The sequence below is a fragment of the Xanthomonas sp. NCPPB 3583 genome, from assembly GCF_041475715.2.
Classification (GTDB): Bacteria; Pseudomonadota; Gammaproteobacteria; order Xanthomonadales; family Xanthomonadaceae; genus Xanthomonas; species Xanthomonas euvesicatoria.
On sequence record NZ_CM191263.1, the window covers coordinates 2541244 to 2558244 of the forward strand.

At 65.0% G+C, this 17001-nt stretch carries 18 protein-coding genes; 5 read left to right on the plus strand and 13 right to left on the minus strand.

Annotated elements, in window-relative coordinates:
• Position 1: 1 nt before the first annotated feature.
• Both ACCQ07_RS11145 and ACCQ07_RS11150 read right to left on the minus strand, forming a co-directional pair.
• Complete coding sequence (locus tag ACCQ07_RS11145) at positions 2-664, minus strand: MotA/TolQ/ExbB proton channel family protein (RefSeq protein ID WP_071117190.1); 663 nt, start codon at positions 662-664, stop codon at positions 2-4.
• Positions 555-3101, minus strand: coding sequence for a DNA internalization-related competence protein ComEC/Rec2 (locus ACCQ07_RS11150; RefSeq protein ID WP_372363328.1), 2547 nt, complete (start codon positions 3099-3101; stop codon positions 555-557). The genes ACCQ07_RS11145 and ACCQ07_RS11150 overlap by 110 nt, the downstream gene beginning before the upstream one ends.
• Before the next feature lie 294 nt (positions 3102-3395).
• Here ACCQ07_RS11150 and ACCQ07_RS11155 point away from each other — a divergent pair, with 294 nt between their 5' ends.
• Positions 3396-4460, plus strand: a complete 1065-nt coding sequence (locus tag ACCQ07_RS11155) for an SDR family oxidoreductase (protein ID WP_372363329.1) — start codon at positions 3396-3398, stop codon at positions 4458-4460.
• A gap of 210 nt (positions 4461-4670) precedes the next feature.
• Here the strand turns inward: ACCQ07_RS11155 and lolD are convergent, their stop codons facing one another.
• From lolD to ACCQ07_RS11205, 10 genes are all read right to left on the minus strand, one after another.
• Positions 4671-5405, minus strand: a complete 735-nt coding sequence (gene lolD / locus ACCQ07_RS11160) for a lipoprotein-releasing ABC transporter ATP-binding protein LolD (RefSeq protein ID WP_057682212.1) — start codon at positions 5403-5405, stop codon at positions 4671-4673.
• Positions 5398-6639 carry a lipoprotein-releasing ABC transporter permease subunit gene (locus ACCQ07_RS11165; RefSeq protein ID WP_008576657.1) on the minus strand — a complete coding sequence of 414 codons (1242 nt, stop codon included), beginning with the start codon at positions 6637-6639 and terminating at the stop codon, positions 5398-5400. The genes lolD and ACCQ07_RS11165 overlap by 8 nt, the downstream gene beginning before the upstream one ends.
• 23 nt (positions 6640-6662) lie before the next feature.
• A complete protein-coding gene (locus tag ACCQ07_RS11170) occupies positions 6663-7115 on the minus strand; it encodes a YgfX family protein (protein WP_372363331.1) in 453 nt (150 codons plus the stop codon).
• Positions 7066-7314, minus strand: coding sequence for an FAD assembly factor SdhE (locus tag ACCQ07_RS11175; protein ID WP_372363332.1), 249 nt, complete (start codon positions 7312-7314; stop codon positions 7066-7068). Before ACCQ07_RS11175 ends, ACCQ07_RS11170 begins: the two co-directional genes overlap by 50 nt.
• A gap of 111 nt (positions 7315-7425) precedes the next feature.
• Positions 7426-8208 (minus strand): succinate dehydrogenase iron-sulfur subunit, encoded by a 783-nt coding sequence (locus ACCQ07_RS11180; protein ID WP_003482787.1) that lies wholly within the window; start codon positions 8206-8208, stop codon positions 7426-7428.
• Between the two features lie 16 nt (positions 8209-8224).
• Positions 8225-8428 carry a hypothetical protein gene (locus tag ACCQ07_RS11185; RefSeq protein WP_031422850.1) on the minus strand — a complete coding sequence of 68 codons (204 nt, stop codon included), beginning with the start codon at positions 8426-8428 and terminating at the stop codon, positions 8225-8227.
• A 9-nt stretch (positions 8429-8437) separates the two neighbouring features.
• Positions 8438-10228 (minus strand): succinate dehydrogenase flavoprotein subunit, encoded by a 1791-nt coding sequence (gene sdhA, locus ACCQ07_RS11190; protein WP_005916748.1) that lies wholly within the window; start codon positions 10226-10228, stop codon positions 8438-8440.
• A gap of 33 nt (positions 10229-10261) precedes the next feature.
• Positions 10262-10648, minus strand: a complete 387-nt coding sequence (gene sdhD / locus ACCQ07_RS11195; RefSeq protein ID WP_008576669.1) for a succinate dehydrogenase, hydrophobic membrane anchor protein — start codon at positions 10646-10648, stop codon at positions 10262-10264.
• Positions 10645-11040 carry a succinate dehydrogenase, cytochrome b556 subunit gene (sdhC, locus tag ACCQ07_RS11200; RefSeq protein ID WP_029819501.1) on the minus strand — a complete coding sequence of 132 codons (396 nt, stop codon included), beginning with the start codon at positions 11038-11040 and terminating at the stop codon, positions 10645-10647. Before sdhC ends, sdhD begins: the two co-directional genes overlap by 4 nt.
• Before the next feature lie 56 nt (positions 11041-11096).
• Positions 11097-11405, minus strand: coding sequence for a DUF1674 domain-containing protein (locus ACCQ07_RS11205; RefSeq protein ID WP_014090240.1), 309 nt, complete (start codon positions 11403-11405; stop codon positions 11097-11099).
• On the opposite strand from ACCQ07_RS11205, the gene ygfZ reads away from it, so the two are divergent.
• Positions 11307-12179, plus strand: coding sequence for a CAF17-like 4Fe-4S cluster assembly/insertion protein YgfZ (ygfZ, locus tag ACCQ07_RS11210; RefSeq protein WP_031422853.1), 873 nt, complete (start codon positions 11307-11309; stop codon positions 12177-12179). The genes ACCQ07_RS11205 and ygfZ overlap by 99 nt on opposite strands.
• A gap of 132 nt (positions 12180-12311) precedes the next feature.
• Here the strand turns inward: ygfZ and ACCQ07_RS11215 are convergent, their stop codons facing one another.
• Entirely contained in the window at positions 12312-13400 is a 1089-nt protein-coding gene (locus ACCQ07_RS11215; RefSeq protein ID WP_008576674.1) for an ABC transporter ATP-binding protein, read from the minus strand.
• A gap of 419 nt (positions 13401-13819) precedes the next feature.
• On the opposite strand from ACCQ07_RS11215, the gene zwf reads away from it, so the two are divergent.
• From zwf to pgl, 3 genes are read left to right on the plus strand one after another with little or no spacing between them, the layout of a single operon-like run.
• The gene (zwf, locus tag ACCQ07_RS11220) at positions 13820-15250 is read left to right on the plus strand and encodes a glucose-6-phosphate dehydrogenase (protein WP_008576676.1); all 1431 of its coding nucleotides are present in this window, start codon (positions 13820-13822) and stop codon (positions 15248-15250) included.
• Positions 15247-16254 carry a glucokinase gene (gene glk / locus ACCQ07_RS11225; protein WP_005929801.1) on the plus strand — a complete coding sequence of 336 codons (1008 nt, stop codon included), beginning with the start codon at positions 15247-15249 and terminating at the stop codon, positions 16252-16254. The genes zwf and glk overlap by 4 nt, the downstream gene beginning before the upstream one ends.
• Positions 16251-16970, plus strand: coding sequence for a 6-phosphogluconolactonase (gene pgl, locus ACCQ07_RS11230; RefSeq protein ID WP_008576678.1), 720 nt, complete (start codon positions 16251-16253; stop codon positions 16968-16970). Before glk ends, pgl begins: the two co-directional genes overlap by 4 nt.
• The last annotated feature ends 31 nt before the right edge of the window (positions 16971-17001 follow it).

Genomic DNA, 17001 nt, shown 5'->3' on the forward strand with positions numbered 1-17001 from the left:
GTCAACCCTTCGCCGTGACAGGCCTGGCGCCCGCTGCGGCCGGCGCGACGGCTGCAGGCACGACTCGGCCATCGATGGTGTCCAGCAACAAGGTGGCTTCCTGCTCCATCTCGATGATGTAACCGGCGATGCGCCCCTTGAAGAAGCGATGCGCCATCAATGCCGGAACAGCGATGATCATGCCGGTGGCAGTGCACACCAGCGCTTTGCCGATGCCGCCGGCGAGCTGATTCACATCGCCGACGCCGTGATCGAGGATGCCCAGGAACATCTGGATCATGCCGACCACGGTACCAAGCAGACCCAACAACGGCCCGGCCGAAGCGATCGTGCCCAACGCATTCAGGTAGCGCTCCATGCGATGCACCACATGCCGGCCGGTGTCTTCGATACGTTCGCGAATCATGTCGCGCGGGCGGCCGCGCACATCCAGTGCAGCGGCCAGCAAGGCGCCCAACGGCGAATTGCGGCGCAGCGATTCGATGTGGGTGGGATCCAGATTGCCGCGCGCGGCCCAATTGCGCACTTCTTCACCCAGGCCCGGCGGCGTCACCTCATTGCGGCGCAGGCTCCACAGACGCTCCAGCACGATCGCCAGGGCGATCACGCCCAGCAACAGCAACGGCACCATCGGCCAACCGCCTGCCTTGACCAGCTCCAACACGATTCGATTCCTCCGGCAACACGGCCGCCTGTTCGCTGACCGATAGGATAGCAGCCGACCGCCGCCGTTCCGCAGCATCCCATAGCCGCGGCTGCCAGTGCCGCCGCTCGCGCAGTTGCAGGCCCGCGGCACCGAGCCAAACCCGTATCGCTCCCGCCTGGGCAGTGTCCAGCACTTCTGCTCCGCCCGACTTCCAGCGTTGCACGACCTCGGCGCGCGGATGCCCGAATCTGTTGCCATGACCGGACGACACCAGCGCCAGGCGTGCGCCGGTCGCGGCGATGAAGCCGGCTTGCGAGCCGTCGGCGCTGCCGTGGTGCGGCACGATCACCAGGTCCGCACGCAGATCCGCGGCGCGCCCGCGCAGCAGGCGGCGCTCGACGATTTCGCCAATATCGCCCGGCAACAGTGCGCTCGCATACGCGGTCTCGACCCGCAGCACGCAGCTGGATTGATTGCGTAGATAAGGAAACCCAACGCCGGGATGCAGGAAGCGGAAGCGCACACCGTCCCACTCCCACTGCTGCCCGGCGCGGCAACGTGCGGTGACGTCCAACGGCGCACCCGGTGGCGCAGCCGTGCGTGCCACCGGCAGCCCCGTGCGCACCGCGGCATAGCCACCGGCATGATCGGCGTCGGCGTGGCTGAGCACGATGGCATCCAGCCGGCGTACGCCAAGCGCGCGCAACGCCGGCAGCACGACGCGCTCGCCGGCATCGAACCCGTCGCGCACCGCCGGACCGGTATCGAACAACAGCGCATGGCGTTGCGTGCGCACCAGCACCGCCAAGCCCTGGCCCACATCCAGCACGTGCACTTCCGCCTCGCCTGCGGCGGGTAGCTCGCGATCCGGCCAGAGCAGCGGCAACCACAGCAGCGCCGCCAACGATTTACCCGGCGTTGCGCGCGGCAGCAACAGCCAGAACGCACCGAGCAAGGCGGCGATCAGGGCAACCCCATCGGACTCGGGCACCCACCACAACGCCACCGCGGTGTGCCCGAGCCAGACGAACCCCGGCCAGGTCAGCTCAAAGCACCAGCCCGCAAGCTGCCATGCCCATACGCCGGTCCCTGGATAGATCGCTTCGAGCGCGGTCCCCAACAGGCACAGCGGCACCACCACGAAAGTCCACCAGGGAATGGCGACCAAATTGGCGAATGGCCCGACCAGCGACGCCTGCCCGAACAGGCTGACCGTCAACGGCAGCAGGCCAACGGTGGCCACGGTCTGCGCAGACAAAAAGCCGCGCACGATGGCGCGATCGTCAGACGGCAGGCACCAGACCAGCCATGCCACGCCGGCGAAGCTGAGCCAGAAGCCAGCCACCAGCACGCTGAGCGGATCCCACAGCAACACCGCCAACAAGGCGAGCGAGAGGACGTGCGCGGTCGAGGCGCGTCGCCGCAGTACCCTGGCGAGGGCCACCACCGCAATCATCAACACGGTGCGTACCGTCGGCAGCGCCAGGCCAGCCAATAGCGCGTAGGCGGCGGCGCCGAGTAGCGCGGCAATCGATGCCGCATGCAGACGCGGCATGAAGGTGCCCAGTCGCGGCTGCCAGCGCCATATGCCAGCGACCAGCAGCGCGAAGAATGCCCCGACCAGCCCGACATGAAATCCAGAGATGGCGATCAGATGGCTGAGCCCGGTCGCGCGCAACGTTGCCCATGCCATATCGTCCAGCCCGCGGGTATCTCCGAGCGCGAGCGCCCGCAGGTACGGCGCAGAAGGGCCGCCGACACGCTCGGCGATGCGTTGCGACATCCGTTCGCGCCACGCATCCACGCCTTGCGGCGGCGCGATCTGGCGTGCGGTTGCAGGCATGCGCACATAGCCCGTCGCAGCGATGCGCTGCGCCAGTGCCTGGCGCTCGGCATCGAAGCCTCCGGGATTGCGCAAGCCGCGTGGCGCACGCAGCTTGAGCCGCAGCTGCCAACGCGCACCTGCATGTAGCGCTGCGCGCGGGCCGATGCGCTCGGCGCCAAAGTCGTCGTACCAGGCCAGTTGCAGGAGCTTCCCGCGCAGTGCCGCCGGCTGCGCCGGCGCTTGGTCCACGCGCAGCTGAAAGCGGGTACGGCGTTGCTCGGCGGTCGGCAGGCCGACAATCTGTCCGCGCACGGTGACATCGCGTGTTTCATCCTGCGGAAGCAGTTGCGACTGCAGGGCATCGGTCACCTGCCACCCCATCGTCCCGAATCCAAAGAGTGCCGCCGCCCCTGCCAGCAATAGCGCACTCCGGCGCGGGCGCAGCCACACCGTCGCGCCGCTGCCCAGCAATGCAACACACGCGCAGCCGACGTAAACCATGCGCGCAAGCAGTGTGGGCGACCAGGCGCAGGCCACCACGCCCAGCAATAACGCGGCCGCAATGGCCACCGCCGATCCCATCTGTGGCGGCGCTGCCTGCGCTGACACTTCCATGCTGTCGGTCGCCATCCCGCACCCTATCGATCAACGTCTTCACTTTAGATCGCGGCACCTTCCACGCACAGCGGAGATCTGCCCGAGGCTGGGTAGGAAGAACACTGCGCGGCGCTCGCTGATCGCGAATACGGAAGAAGTACTGCAGTCCGCAACCGCTAGATGCAGTGCGTAGGACAGTGCACACCTGACGATGCATGCCGCAGCAAATGGAACGATCAACGGCGCAGCACGCCCTCTTGCCCAGCATTCGCCCCGATTTCATGGTGTCGCCGCTAAGGTGAAATCCGTTTTCCAGGAGTCTCCCCCATGCGTAAAGGCATTGCATTGATCGTCGGTGTGACCGGCATCTCCGGTTACAACCTTGCCAACGTGCTGCTCGCCGACGGCTGGACCGTCTACGGCCTTGCACGCCGGCCACTGCCCCACGACGGTGTCATTCCGGTCGCGGCAGATTTACTGGACGCCGACAGCACCAACAGCGCGTTACGTGGCCTACCGATTACCCACGTGTTCTTCTGCACCTGGACCCGCCGCGATACCGAACGCGAGAACGTCCAGGCCAACGGCGCGATGATGCGGCACCTGTGCGATGCACTCAGCGATGCGCCGCTGCAGCACATGGCGCTGGTCACCGGCACCAAGCACTACCTGGGCGCCTTCGAGAATTACGGCAGCGGCAAGGCCGAGACGCCGTTTCGCGAAAGCGAGCCGCGCCAGCGGGGCGAAAACTTCTACTACACGCTGGAAGACCTGCTGTTTGCGCATGCGCAGCAGCACGGTTTCGGCTGGAGCGTACATCGCTCGCACACCATGATCGGCATGGCCAACGGCAGCAACGCCATGAACATGGGCGTGACGCTGGCGGTGTATGCATCGCTGTGCAAGCACACCGGGCAACCGTTCGTGTTCCCAGGGTCGCAAGCGCAGTGGAACAGCCTCACCGACCTCACCGATGCCGGGCTGCTCGGCCGCCAACTGGCCTGGGCCGGGCTTAGCCCCGCAGCGCGCAATCAGGCCTTCAACACCGTCAATGGCGATGTGTTCCGCTGGCGCTGGATGTGGGGCGAGATTGCGAAGTTCTTCCAACTCGATGCTGCGCCCTGCCCCGCTGTGCCTGAACCGCTGGAACCACGCATGAGCCAGACCGCACCTGCCCTATGGGCTGAGGTGGCCGCGCAACACCAGCTGGTAGAGTCCGACGTCAATCGGCTTGCATCGTGGTGGCATACAGATGCCGACCTAGGCCGCGAGATCGAGTGCGTCAACGACATGACCAAGAGCCGCGAACTGGGTTTCCTCGACTTCCACGACAGCCGCGCCTCGTTCTTCGAACTGTTTACCCGCCTGCGGGCACTGCGCATCATTCCTTGACCGATGCCATGGCATCCCCGCAGGCTGCATTGGCCTGCGGCGACCAGGCAGCTAATGCCCTGGCGGTTGGGGTGCAAGCGATCGTGCGCTGCCACTGCACTTCAAAATTCGCCACCATTTCGGCTAACGGGCACAGCACCGGTGACCGTTGAAGATTCCACGCTCATACACGACGCGATCGGTCTGCCAACCGACCGCTTCGCCATGCGCTTACACCGCAGACGGCGCCAATTCGCGCAGCTTGCCCTGGTGTAGCTCCAGCACGCGGTCCAGGCGCCGTGCCAAGCCGCGGTCGTGCGTCACCAACACCAGGCTGGTGCGCTGGGCGCGGTTGAGCTCAAGCATCAGCTCGAACACGGTGCCCGCGGTCTTGTCGTCCAGATTGCCGGTGGGCTCGTCGCCCAATACGCAGCCCGGCTTGTTGACCAATGCACGCGCCACCGCACAGCGCTGACGTTCGCCCCCGGAGAGTTCGCTGGGCTTGTGTTCGACGCGATGCCCAAGCCCAACCGATTCCAGCAGTTGCAGTGCCTGACCCTTGGCGACGGCCACATCCTTGCCGGACAACAGCACCGGCATCATCACGTTCTCCAACGCGGTGAATTCGGGCAACAAGTGATGGAACTGGTAGACGAAGCCAAGCGCCTGGTTACGCAGCTTGCCGCGCTGCGCGTCGGACAGCGCCGACATGCGCTCGCCGGCCACATACACCTCGCCGGAGGTCGGAATATCCAGCCCGCCGAGCAGATGCAGCAAGGTGCTCTTGCCGGCGCCGGAGGCACCGACGATCGCTACGGTTTCGCCGGTGGCCACCGAGAGATCCAGGCCATCGAATACCGGCGTGCGCATCTTGCCTTCGGCGTAGGTCTTGGCCAGCGCTTCGGCGCGGATCACCGCAGTTGCCTGTTCTGGTGTTTGCACGGCCGCTTCCCGGATCTCATTCATAGCGCAGCGCCTCCGCCGGCTGGGTGCGCGAAGCGCGCCACGCCGGGTACAAGGTCGCCAGGAAACTCATCACCAAAGCCACCACGGTGATCACTACCACGTCCTGGGTTTGCATATCGGTCGGCAGGCCGGTGATGTAGTACACGTCTTCGGGTAGCAACTTAACGCTGAAAATCGTTTCGATCACGCCGAGGATGCGTTCGAGGTTGAACGTCAGCACGATGCCGCCGATCACGCCCATGAAGGTACCCATGAAGCCGATCAACGAGCCCTGCACCATGAATACCTGCATCACCCCGCCCGGCGACAGCCCGAGCGTGCGCAAGATGGCGATATCGGCCTGTTTGTCGGTCACCAGCATCACTTGCGAGGACACCAGGTTGAACGCCCCCATCGCCACGATCAGCGACAGCAGGATGCCCATCACCGTCTTTTCCATCTTCAAGGAGTGGTACAGGTTGGCGTTTTCCTGGGTCCAGTCGCTGACCCGATACGGGCCGTGCAACTTCACCGCCAGATCGCGCGCCACCGGCCAGGCCTGATCCATGTCATGCAGGCGCAGGCGCACGCCGGTGACGCCATCCATGCGCAGCACGCGCGCCAGGTCCTGCATGTTCACCACGGCCAGGCCGCGGTCGATCTCGTTGTATCCGGCCTCGAAAATACCGCTCACGGTAAAGCGCTTGAGCCGCGGCATCGCGCCCAGCGGCGTCGCCTGGGTGTCGCTGAGCAACACGACGATGCTATCGCCGACATCCACGCCAAGCCACAACGCCAGCTCCTTGCCGATGACGATGTTGTACGAGCCAGGGGTCAGGCTGTCGACCGAGCCCTGCTGCATCTTCTTGGCCAGCACCGACACCTTGCCTTCTTCGGCAGGAATCACGCCGCGCACGATGGCCGGCTGCTTGCGCGGGCCCTGCAATAAGGATTCGGTTTCGATGTAGGGCGCGGCACCGGCTACGCGCGGATCGGACATGGCGACCTCGACCGCATGCTGCCAGTCGCGCATCGGCGCGCCTTCTGCACTGACAGTCGCGTGGGCAGCCATCTGCAGCAGGCGGTCGCGAATTTCCTTCTGGAAACCGCTCATCACTGCAAGCGTGGTGATCAGCACGGTCACGCCCAGGGCGATGCCCAGGATCGACGCCATCGAAATAAACGATATGAAGCCATTGCGCCGCTTGGCACGCAGATAGCGCAAGCCGATGGCAACCGGGATAGGTTTGAACATGCGGTTCAACCGGGAAAGGGACGCTATGGTGCCACTAGCGGCCGCCCCGACGAAATGGCGTGGGCCTGAGCGGCCAGACGCAGTTCACGTCGTTGCGGCGCCGGCAAGGTGTCCGGCCAGAAATGCAGGCGCTCGCGCCGGCCATCCGCTCGCCTCCACGACACCACCGCAAGCGGTCCGCGCCAACGGACCTGCAGCCCTTCCACCTGCATACCGTCAATGCTGGCGGGCGTTTGCGTCCATGGCACCAGCAACTGCCTCACTGGCGAACGCAACAGCTGGCGCACTGCTCGCCCGCCTACAAACACCGCGTACGCCGACAACAACACGGCCAGCCACGGTGGTACGCCACTGCGCCACACCGCCCACACGGCCAGCGCTACCAACACGCTCAATGCGCAAATCAACCAGCGCGAGGGGCGCCACTCAAGCCTGCAAGGCGCGAATATCGGCGATGAGTGCGGCGTTGGCGGCATCGGGGCAAGCCTCGTATCCCATGAACCAGCGCCACAACTTATCGTCTTCGCAATCCAGTAGCTGTAGGAAAACCGCGCGCTCGGCGTCGGGAGCCTGCGCCCAGCGTTGATCAAGGTAGCGCCCGAATAATTGGTCGAGTTCGCGCATGCCGCGTCGGCAACGCCAGCGCAGTTTTTTCAGCAGGGTTTGTTCGTCCATTCTCACTCTCCACCGCACCGCATGGCGGGCCAAAAACGACAGCGGCACCTGACCCAAGGGCCGGTGCCGCTGCGAACCACATCCCCGTGGTGGGGAATCAATGCCGTGCAATCAGGCGCGACGCGCCATCATCAGCTTCTTGATTTCGGCGATCGCCAGCGCCGGGTTCAAGCCCTTCGGGCAGGTCCGTGCGCAGTTCATGATGGTGTGGCAGCGATACAGCTTGAACGGGTCTTCCAGATCGTCCAGACGCGCACCGGTGTCTTCGTCGCGCGAATCGATGATCCAACGGTAGGCCTGCAGCAGGATCGCCGGGCCCAGATACCGCTCGCCATTCCACCAGTAGCTTGGGCAACTGGTCGAGCAGCATGCGCACAGGATGCACTCGTACAATCCGTCGAGCTTGCGACGGTCTTCGGGCGACTGCAGGCGCTCGCGGTCCGGCGGCGGCGGGGTCTGGGTACGGATCCACGGCTTGATCGACGCGTACTGCGCATAGAAATGCGTCAGATCCGGCACCAGGTCCTTGATCACGCTCATGTGCGGCAGCGGATAGATCGGCACCTCGGACTTGCCGCATGCGGCAATCGCCTTGGTGCAGGCCAGCGTGTTGGTGCCATCGATGTTCATCGCGCACGAGCCGCAAATGCCCTCGCGGCAGGAGCGACGGAACGCCAGCGTCGGGTCGATCTCGTTCTTGATCTTGATCAGCGCGTCCAGGACCATCGGGCCGCATTTATCCAGATCGATCTCGTAACTGTCGGTGCGCGGGTTGGCGTCGACGTCCGGATCCCAGCGGTAGACCTTGAAGGTGCGCGTGTTCTTGGCGCCCTTTGCAGGGTAATGCTTGCCCTTGCCGATCTTTGAATTCTTGGGGAGGGTGAACTCTGCCATAGCTGCTCTCGTTGGCTCAGGCGATGCGCGGTGCGGACGACAACTGCACCGTGCGCATGAAGGTAAAGATGACGGATGCCACTGCCGAAGCAGTCGCACAGCGGCCGGCCATGTGCCGGCACTGCTCCAGCGTCATGCCACGACCACACTGCTGCACCGACTCGCCGCCACGCGCCGAGGCGATGGCAAGCGATGACAAGGCAACGGTGGGTCGCTGCATGCGCATCGATCAGTAAACGCGCGGCTTCGGCGGGACCACGTCCACGTCCTTGCTCAGCGTGTACATGTGCACAGGGCGGTAATCGAATTCGCACTTGCCCTTGTCGTCGACGGTCACCAGCGTGTGCTTCTGCCAGTTGACATCGTCGCGATCCGGGAAGTCTTCGTGCGAATGCGCGCCGCGGCTTTCCTTGCGCTGTTCGGCCGAATTGATCGTCGCCACCGCGTTGAGCAGCAGGTTGTTCAATTCATAGGTCTCGATCAGGTCCGAATTCCACACCAGCGAACGGTCAGACACCTTGACGTCTTCGAAGGTGGCGAAGATCTCGGCCATCTTGTCCACGCCCTCTTTCAGCGTCTTGCTGGTGCGGAACACGGCGGCGTCCGACTGCATGGTGCGCTGCATGTTGTCGCGGATCACGGCCGTCGGCGTGGAGCCGTTGGCGTGACGCAGCTTGTCCAGCAGGCCCAAGGCCTTGTCGCAGGCATCGGACGGCAGCGTCTTGTGCGGCTGATTGGGCTTGACCGTCTCGGCACAGCGATTGGCAACCGCGCGGCCGAACACCACCAGGTCCAGCAGCGAGTTCGAACCCAGACGGTTTGCACCATGGACCGAGACGCACGCCGCCTCGCCGATGGCATACAGGCCCGGCACCACGGCATCCGCATCGTCGCCCTGCTTGCGCACGACCTCGCCGTAGAAGTTGGTCGGAATGCCACCCATGTTGTAGTGCACGGTCGGCAGCACCGGGATCGGCTGCTTGGTCACGTCCACGCCGGCGAAGATGTGTGCGCTTTCGGCGATGCCGGGCAGCTTTTCGTTGATCACTTCCGGACCAAGGTGGGTCAGGTCGAGCAGGATGTGATCCTTGTGCTCGCCCACGCCACGGCCTTCTCGAATTTCCACCGTCATCGAACGCGACACCACGTCGCGCGACGCCAGATCCTTGTAATGCGGTGCGTAGCGCTCCATGAAGCGCTCGCCATTGCTGTTGCGCAGGATGCCGCCTTCGCCGCGCACGCCCTCGGTGATCAGGCAGCCCGCGCCGTAGATGCCGGTGGGGTGGAACTGCACGAATTCCATGTCCTGCACCGGCAGGCCGGCACGCATCACCAGGCCGCCGCCGTCACCGGTACAGGTGTGTGCGGAGGTGGCGCTGAAGTAGGCACGGCCGTAACCGCCGGTCGCCAGCACCACGCCGTGGGCGCGGAACAGATGTAGCGAGCCTTCTGCCATGTCCAGTGCGAGCACGCCACGGCAGACGCCTTCTTCGTCGAAGATCAGATCGAGCGCGAAGTACTCGATCATGAAGCGTGCGTTGTGCGCCAGCGACTGCTGATACAGCGTATGCAGCATGGCGTGGCCGGTCCGGTCGGCTGCGGCGCAGGTACGCTGCGCTGACGGGCCTTCGCCATACTTGGTGGTCATGCCGCCGAACGGGCGCTGGTAGATCTTGCCCTCTTCGGTACGCGAGAACGGCACGCCGTAGTGTTCGAGCTCGATGATGGCCGGAATCGCTTCACGACACATGTACTCGATCGCGTCCTGGTCACCCAGCCAATCGGAGCCCTTGATGGTGTCGTAAAAGTGATAACGCCAGTCGTCCTCGCCCATGTTGCCCAGCGCCGCGGAAATACCGCCCTGCGCTGCCACGGTGTGCGAACGGGTCGGGAAGACCTTGGTCAGGCAGACCGTCTGCAGGCCCTTCTGGGCCAGGCCGAACGTGGCGCGCAGGCCGGCGCCACCGGCGCCTACCACGACCATGTCGTACTTGTGTTCTGTGATCTTGTAAGCGGACATCGAATTATGGGTTCCTGTTTGGTCGCTGACGACTCAGCTCATGCCCAGCGCGATACGCGCCACGGCAAATACGCTGACGATGGCGCCCAGCACGGCAACAAAACGCACGAGGGTCTGCGCAATCAGTGCGAGCAGCGAGTCGTGCACGTAGTCTTCCAGTACCACCTGCATGCCAAGCTGGGCATGCCAGAACGAGGCAATGAGGAAAGCGACAAGCAAAATCGCATTCCACGGCTTGGCCACTGCGGCGGTGGCGGCAGCGTGATCGGCACCGATCAGGCTCAGCACGAAGATCAGGAACCAGATCGACAGCGGCACCAGTGCGGCCGCGGTCAGGCGCTGGATCACGAAATGTTCGGTACCGGTCTTGGCGGCGCCCAGGCCGCGCACATTCTTCAGCGGGGTACGGTAGCGGCTCATACGGCACCTCCGGACAGCAGTACGTAAGCCCAGATGGCGATAGTCAGCACAAGGCTCAGAACCACAGACAACCAACCCATGCTGATGAACGAGCGCACGGCGTAGCCTTGCCCGAAGTCCTGCAGCATGTGGCGCAAGCCACCGAACAGGTGGAAGGCGAAAGACCAGGTCCAGCCGAACAGGAATACCTGCCCATACCAGGTGGCAGCCTGATCGCGGAAACAATTCCAATGGTCGGGGCCAAGCATCAAGGTGAGCAAGGCAGCGGCAATTCCCAGTGCGCCGACGGACAGTACGATGCCGGTGGCTCGATTGAGAATCGAGGTCACCATCTGTATCTGCCAACGGTATACCTGGAGATGCGGGGAGAGAGGACGTTCGCGGATCGCCATTCGCTGGGCTCGTTTTCTCGGCTGGGCGGCACTAGGCCGCTGTGGCTAAAAGCTGCTCAAAAATCGATGCAGCGTCCATTTTTTTCCCAGTCGCCGTAGCGCGTTGGCTCGGGGCCGTCGCGCCCACCAATCTCCTTCGGCAGTGGCTTTTTCTCGGGAATATGCTCCTGAGAAGAAGGCTGCGTCTCGGAATCCTGCGCTGGGGTGGGGGTTGGATGGCCTATCATAGTGCTCTCACAACTTGGCGATTTTAGTCCTCCCCTTCCGTGGCTGACAACCTGAATCTTATTCCGCAGGGTTTTGGCTCCCTGCACGACATGCAATACGTCCGATTGGCCGGTACGGATGCAGTGGCGTTTGCGCATGCCCAATTTGCCAATGACGTACAGGCGCTGGCGGTTGGGCAGTGGCAGTGGAACGCGTGGCTGACGGCGAAGGGGCGCGTGATTTCCATCTTCGCACTCCTGCGTGAGGACGACGCACACCTGCTGATGCTGTTGCCGGACGGCAACGCGGCCGAGATCGCCGCGCAACTCGGCCGTTTCGTGTTCCGCCGCAAGCTGAAAATCAGCGCTGCCGCGCTGCTCGCCTACGGCGGCTTCGTAGCGCCGGAACACGCGCATGCCGCGCAAGCCGACCTCGGAACCCAGCGTATCGAACTGGATCTGGGTAGCGCAGCGCTGCCGCGCACGCTATTGCTCTACAGCCCGGATGCATTGGCGATGCCTATCGAACTGCCGAGCGCAGAGGCGCAGTGGCGGACGACCGATCTGCAACTGGGGCTCGCCCGCCTGGTCGAGAGCCAGCGCGAACAGTGGACGCCGCAGCAGTTGGCACTGGACCGCCTGCAGGCGTACAGCGTCAAGAAAGGCTGCTACCCGGGCCAGGAAATCGTGGCGCGGACGCACTTCCTGGGCAAGGCCAAGCGCGTCTTGCAGCTGCTCGAAACGGATGCGGCCGTGGATGCAGGCGATGCCGTCGCATTGGACGGTAGCGCGATCGGCACGGTAGTGAGCGTGGCCGGCAACCTCGCGCTGGCGGTATTGCCGTTGGAACTGACGCTGGACGCCGGTACCGCGTTGCAGGCAGGCACGCATGGCGCCCGCCCACGCGCACTCACGACGGGGCTGGAGCGTTAGCGGCAAAAAAACGCAGCGAGCCGTGCCAGGCGGGCGTGGGCATCGCGCAGCACGCAGTGGCCCAACGACACCCGCCAATTCCGAGCGCCGGCCGTGTCCGTCTGGCGGCTGCGTCGCTGTTGACCAGTTTGCCTAAGCCGCCTCCAGCCGCTGGCCGGTGGCTGGATCGAAAAAGTGCAAGGCCTCGCTGCGCAATGCCAGGCGCAATGGCTGGCCTACCGCCGGCAAGCTCTGCGGCGGGACACGGATCACCAGCGGCTGACCGCCACGGTCGAGATTGAGGAAGATCTCGTTGCCGACCGGCTCGATCACATCGACCCGCGCATCGAAGCCCAGGACCGCATCGTCGGACGGCTGCAAGTGCTCCGGGCGCACACCGACGATCACGTCCTGGCCGAACCAAGCCGCATCGACCCGCGCCGCACCCAGCGGCACGCGCCAGCCATCGGCCATGACCAGGTGCAGGCCGTCCTGCGCGTCCAGACGCCCCTGCAGCACGTTCATCGCCGGGCTGCCGAGGAACCCGGCCACGAACAGATTGGCCGGACGGTCGTACAGCGCCATCGGGCTGTCGATCTGCTGGATCACGCCATCCTTGAGCACCACGATACGCTGGCCAAGCGTCATCGCTTCGACCTGATCGTGGGTGACGTAGATCATGGTGGTACCAAGCTTGCGGTGCAACTGCGCGATCTCGGTGCGCACGCTGTGGCGCAACTTGGCGTCCAGGTTGGACAGCGGCTCGTCGAGCAGGAACACCGAGGATTCGCGCACCATCGCCCGGCCCAGCGCCACGCGCTGACGCTGACCGCCGGACATCGCCTTGGGCAGCTTGTCCAGCATCGGCGTCAGGCCCAACAGCTCTGCGGCGTTGTTGACGCGTTCGGCGATGACCTGCTTCGGATGCCCGCGCAGCTTGAGCCCGAACGCCAGGTTTTCGGCCACGGTCATGTGCGGATACAGCGCGTAGCTCTGGAACACCATGGCGATGTCGCGATCCTTCGGCGCCACGTCGTTGACCACGCGCTCGCCGATCTTCAGCGTGCCGGCGCTGATGTCTTCAAGCCCGGCAATCATGCGCAACAGGGTCGATTTGCCGCAGCCGGACGGCCCCACCAGCACCATCAGCTCGCCGTCGGCCACTTCGAAACTTGCGCCCTGCACCGCCACCTGGCCATTGTCGTAGACCTTGCGGACACCTTCCAACTGCACTTTCGCCATCGTTCGGCCTCAACGTAAGTTGTGCGCCCTGCCCTCGGCCCTCCCGATGGCGGTGACGCCGCATGCGCTTGCGAGGAATTCCCTGCAAACGAATGCATTGGTTTATTCTGACATGTAATCGTTTTCACATGGCAACATCGATCTCTGGAGGACCATGCCGCCACGCAGGTATGACGCATTGCCTGCAGTGCAGCTCGCCGCACGACGCATGGCATGCCATCACGCAGGTGCAGCTATGCCGCCATGGCGCTAACCGCTGATCGCCAGTTGCTGCAACAATCCGGGACTGGGTGTCAGCGTCCATCCCCCGCTGCGCGCACGCAAGTGTCGCTCAGGAACAGACGTACCGACCGCCGGACGACCGGCGCCTTTCCGACAAGCTGCTGATAACGATGTCTCCAGAATCTGAAACGCGGTCCATGCACAACACCCTGATCCTGTTTGGCGCCACCGGCGATCTTGCCCAGCGCTATCTCTTTCCTTCCCTGCTGCGCCTGTTCATCGACGGCCTGCTGCCGGAGGACTTCCGCATCCGTGCGCTGGCGCTGTCGCCCCACGACACCGATGCATTTCGCGAAGTGCTGCGGCCGCGCCTGACCGAAGCACTGCCGATCGCGACCGCCGAACAGATCGACACGCTGCTGCAGCGAATCGATTACCGCTCGGTGGATCTGCGCGATGCCGAGTCGGTGGCCAATGCGGTCCGCGAGCTGGCCAGCCGCCGCTGTGTGAGCTACCTGGCGATCCCGCCGGGCCTGTACATCAGCACCTGCCAGGGCCTGGCGCTGGGTGGCGCGCTGGAGGCACCGCATCGCTTGATGCTGGAAAAACCGATCGGCCACGACTCCGACAGCGCCCGCGACATCCTGCAGTCGATCGGCGCGCTGATCGACGAGGACCGCGTGTTCCGCCTGGACCACTACCTGGGCAAGGCGGCGGTGCAGAACCTGATCGCACTGCGCTTCGGCAACACGCTGCTGGAGGCGGTCTGGAACCGCGCCTACATCGAGTCGGTGCAGATCCTGGTCGCCGAAAGCGAAGGCGTCGACGGGCGCGACGCCTACTACGCCCGCTCCGGCGCACTGCGCGACATGGTGCAGAGCCATATCCTGCAGCTGTTGTGCCTGGTGGCAATGGAGCCGCCGGCCTCGCTGGAAGCCGACCGCATCCGCGATGAGAAGGTCAAGGTGCTGCGCGCCCTGCGTCCGATGACCGCCGAGCACGCCGCGCATGACTGCGTGCGCGGCCGCTACACTGCCGGCAGCATCAACGGACAGCCGGCGCAGGCCTACCACCCGCCGGAAGGCAGTGACGTGGAGACCTTTGTCGCCGTCACCGCGCATATCGACAACTGGCGTTGGGCCGGCGTGCCGTTCCACCTGTGCACCGGCAAGCGGCTGGCCGAGCGCTCCACCCGCATCGTGGTGACGCTCAAGCCGGTGACGCATTGGCTGTTCGAACGCCCCGACCGCCAGAATGCGGTGCCGAACCGCCTGACCTTCCAGTTGCAGCCGCAGGAAAACATCGAACTCGGCCTGATGAGCAGCCTGGCTGGCCCGGAATGGGGCGCGATCGAACTGCAGCCGCTGGAACTGGAACTGTCGGTGCCGACGGGCCTGCACCGTCGTATCGCCTACGAACGTCTGTTTGTGGACGCCTTCAACGGCAACCCCGCGCTGTTCGTGCGCGACGACGAGGTCAAGGCGGCGTGGTCGTGGATCGACAGCGTCAGCGACGCCTGGAAAGACGCCGCGCTGCCGCTGCAGCCCTACCCGGCCGGCAGCTGGGGGCCCGAATCCGCCGCCCACTTCCTGCCCCCGGCCACCGACGCACAGGGAAACAACGCATGACCGCTCCTTCCAAGCCGGTGCTGGTTGCCGATATCGGCGGAACCAATGCGCGCTTCGCGCTGGCCGATGTCGACGCTTCGGTGCCGTTGCTGGATGACACCTCGCGCGAATTTGCCGTGGTGGACTTCGGTTCGCTGGGCGAAGCCGCGCGCTATTACCTCGACCAGATCGGCGTGCAGGCCACCCAGGGCGTGTTCGCCGTGGCAGGCCGCGTGGATGGCGACGAGGCGCGCATCACCAACCATCCCTGGGTGATCTCGCGCTCGCGCACCGCCACCATGTTGGGTTTCAGTACCTTGCATCTGATCAACGACTTTGCCGCGCAGGCCATGGCCATCAGCCTGCTGCGCCCGCAGGACGTGGTGCAGGTGGGCGGCGCCAGCTGGCGGCCGGCGCCGATCGATCAAGCGCGCAACTATGGCGTGATCGGCCCGGGCACCGGCCTGGGCGTGGGTGGCCTGATCATCCGCAACGGGCGCTGCTTTCCGCTGGAAACCGAAGGCGGCCATGTCAGCTTCCCGCCCGGCACGCCGGAAGAAATCCGCATCCTGGAAATCCTGTCCGAGCAGTTCGGCCGGGTCTCCAACGAGCGGCTGATCTGCGGCCCCGGCCTGGTCAACATCCATCGCGCGCTCAGCGAGATCGCCGGCGTCGATCCCGGCCCGCTGCAACCCAAGGACATCACCGCACGCGCGGCCGCGGGCGACCCGCGGTCCTCGCGCACCATCGATCTGTTCTGCGCCATCTTCGGTGCGATCGCCGGCGACATGGTGCTGATGCAGGGCGCCTGGGACGGCGTGTTCCTCACCGGCGGGCTGGTGCCCAAGGTGCTGGATTCGCTGCAGCATTCCGGCTTTCGCCAGCGCTTCGAACACAAGGGCCGTTTCTCCGCGATCATGTCGAAGGTGCCATCGCTGGCGGTCATGCACCCGCATGCCGGCCTGCTGGGCGCCGCCGCATACGCGGTGGATGCACAACGTCAGCACCCCGGGGAGCAGCGATGAACCTGCAGGACAACCCGCGCATCGCCCTGGTGCGCTACGACGACCCGGCCGAGTGGACCGAGGCGGTGGCCAGCGAAATGGCCGACCTGCTGGAACAGGAAATCTCCCGGCGCGGCCAGGCACGCATGCTGTTGTCCGGCGGTACCACGCCTGCGCCGGTGTACGAGTCCCTCGCCCACCGGCCGCTGGACTGGTCGCGGGTGGAAGTGGGCCTGGTCGATGAGCGCTGGTTGTCGCCGCAGGATCAGGACAGCAATGCCTGGCTGGTGAATCACAGCTTCCTGACCCACGCACCGGCCGCGACCTTCATCCCGCTGGTTCGCCCAGGCAAGCAATTGCCCGAATGCGTGCACACCGCCAACCTGCAGGCCAAGCATGCCGAACCGGCCTGCCTGGCGGTGCTGGGCATGGGCGGCGACGGGCACACCGCGTCGTTGTTCCCGGGGGCCACCGACCTGCCCAAGGCGCTCGCCAGCCCGCAGCCGTATGCCTCGCTGGATGCCACCGGCTGCCCGGGCTCGAACCAATGGCCGTTACGCATCACCCTCACACCTGCAGGGCTTGCCAGCATTCCGACGCGCCTGCTGTTGTTGCGCGGCAAGCAGAAGCTGGACGTGCTGCAGGCTGCGCTGGCAGGCGACGATGTCAACGAATATCCCATCCGCGTGGCGCTGCAGCAGCCTGGTCCGCGGTTGCGGGTGCATTGGTGTGCTTGAATGCGAGTGGTTTGATGCGAGTCCTTCGCAA

Coding starts and splice junctions, on each gene's coding strand:
- ACCQ07_RS11150 (WP_372363328.1), bottom strand. CDS start 3,101: ATGGCGACCGACAGCATGGAAGTGTCAGCGCAGGCAGCGCCGCCACAG.
- ACCQ07_RS11155 (WP_372363329.1), top strand. CDS start 3,396: ATGCGTAAAGGCATTGCATTGATCGTCGGTGTGACCGGCATCTCCGGT.
- lolD (WP_057682212.1), bottom strand. CDS start 5,405: ATGAATGAGATCCGGGAAGCGGCCGTGCAAACACCAGAACAGGCAACT.
- ACCQ07_RS11165 (WP_008576657.1), bottom strand. CDS start 6,639: ATGTTCAAACCTATCCCGGTTGCCATCGGCTTGCGCTATCTGCGTGCC.
- ACCQ07_RS11170 (WP_372363331.1), bottom strand. CDS start 7,115: ATGCCGCCAACGCCGCACTCATCGCCGATATTCGCGCCTTGCAGGCTT.
- ACCQ07_RS11175 (WP_372363332.1), bottom strand. CDS start 7,314: ATGGACGAACAAACCCTGCTGAAAAAACTGCGCTGGCGTTGCCGACGC.
- ACCQ07_RS11180 (WP_003482787.1), bottom strand. CDS start 8,208: ATGGCAGAGTTCACCCTCCCCAAGAATTCAAAGATCGGCAAGGGCAAG.
- ACCQ07_RS11185 (WP_031422850.1), bottom strand. CDS start 8,428: ATGCAGCGACCCACCGTTGCCTTGTCATCGCTTGCCATCGCCTCGGCG.
- sdhA (WP_005916748.1), bottom strand. CDS start 10,228: ATGTCCGCTTACAAGATCACAGAACACAAGTACGACATGGTCGTGGTA.
- sdhD (WP_008576669.1), bottom strand. CDS start 10,648: ATGAGCCGCTACCGTACCCCGCTGAAGAATGTGCGCGGCCTGGGCGCC.
- sdhC (WP_029819501.1), bottom strand. CDS start 11,040: ATGGCGATCCGCGAACGTCCTCTCTCCCCGCATCTCCAGGTATACCGT.
- ACCQ07_RS11205 (WP_014090240.1), bottom strand. CDS start 11,405: ATGCGCAAACGCCACTGCATCCGTACCGGCCAATCGGACGTATTGCAT.
- ACCQ07_RS11215 (WP_008576674.1), bottom strand. CDS start 13,400: ATGGCGAAAGTGCAGTTGGAAGGTGTCCGCAAGGTCTACGACAATGGC.
- zwf (WP_008576676.1), top strand. CDS start 13,820: ATGCACAACACCCTGATCCTGTTTGGCGCCACCGGCGATCTTGCCCAG.
- glk (WP_005929801.1), top strand. CDS start 15,247: ATGACCGCTCCTTCCAAGCCGGTGCTGGTTGCCGATATCGGCGGAACC.
- pgl (WP_008576678.1), top strand. CDS start 16,251: ATGAACCTGCAGGACAACCCGCGCATCGCCCTGGTGCGCTACGACGAC.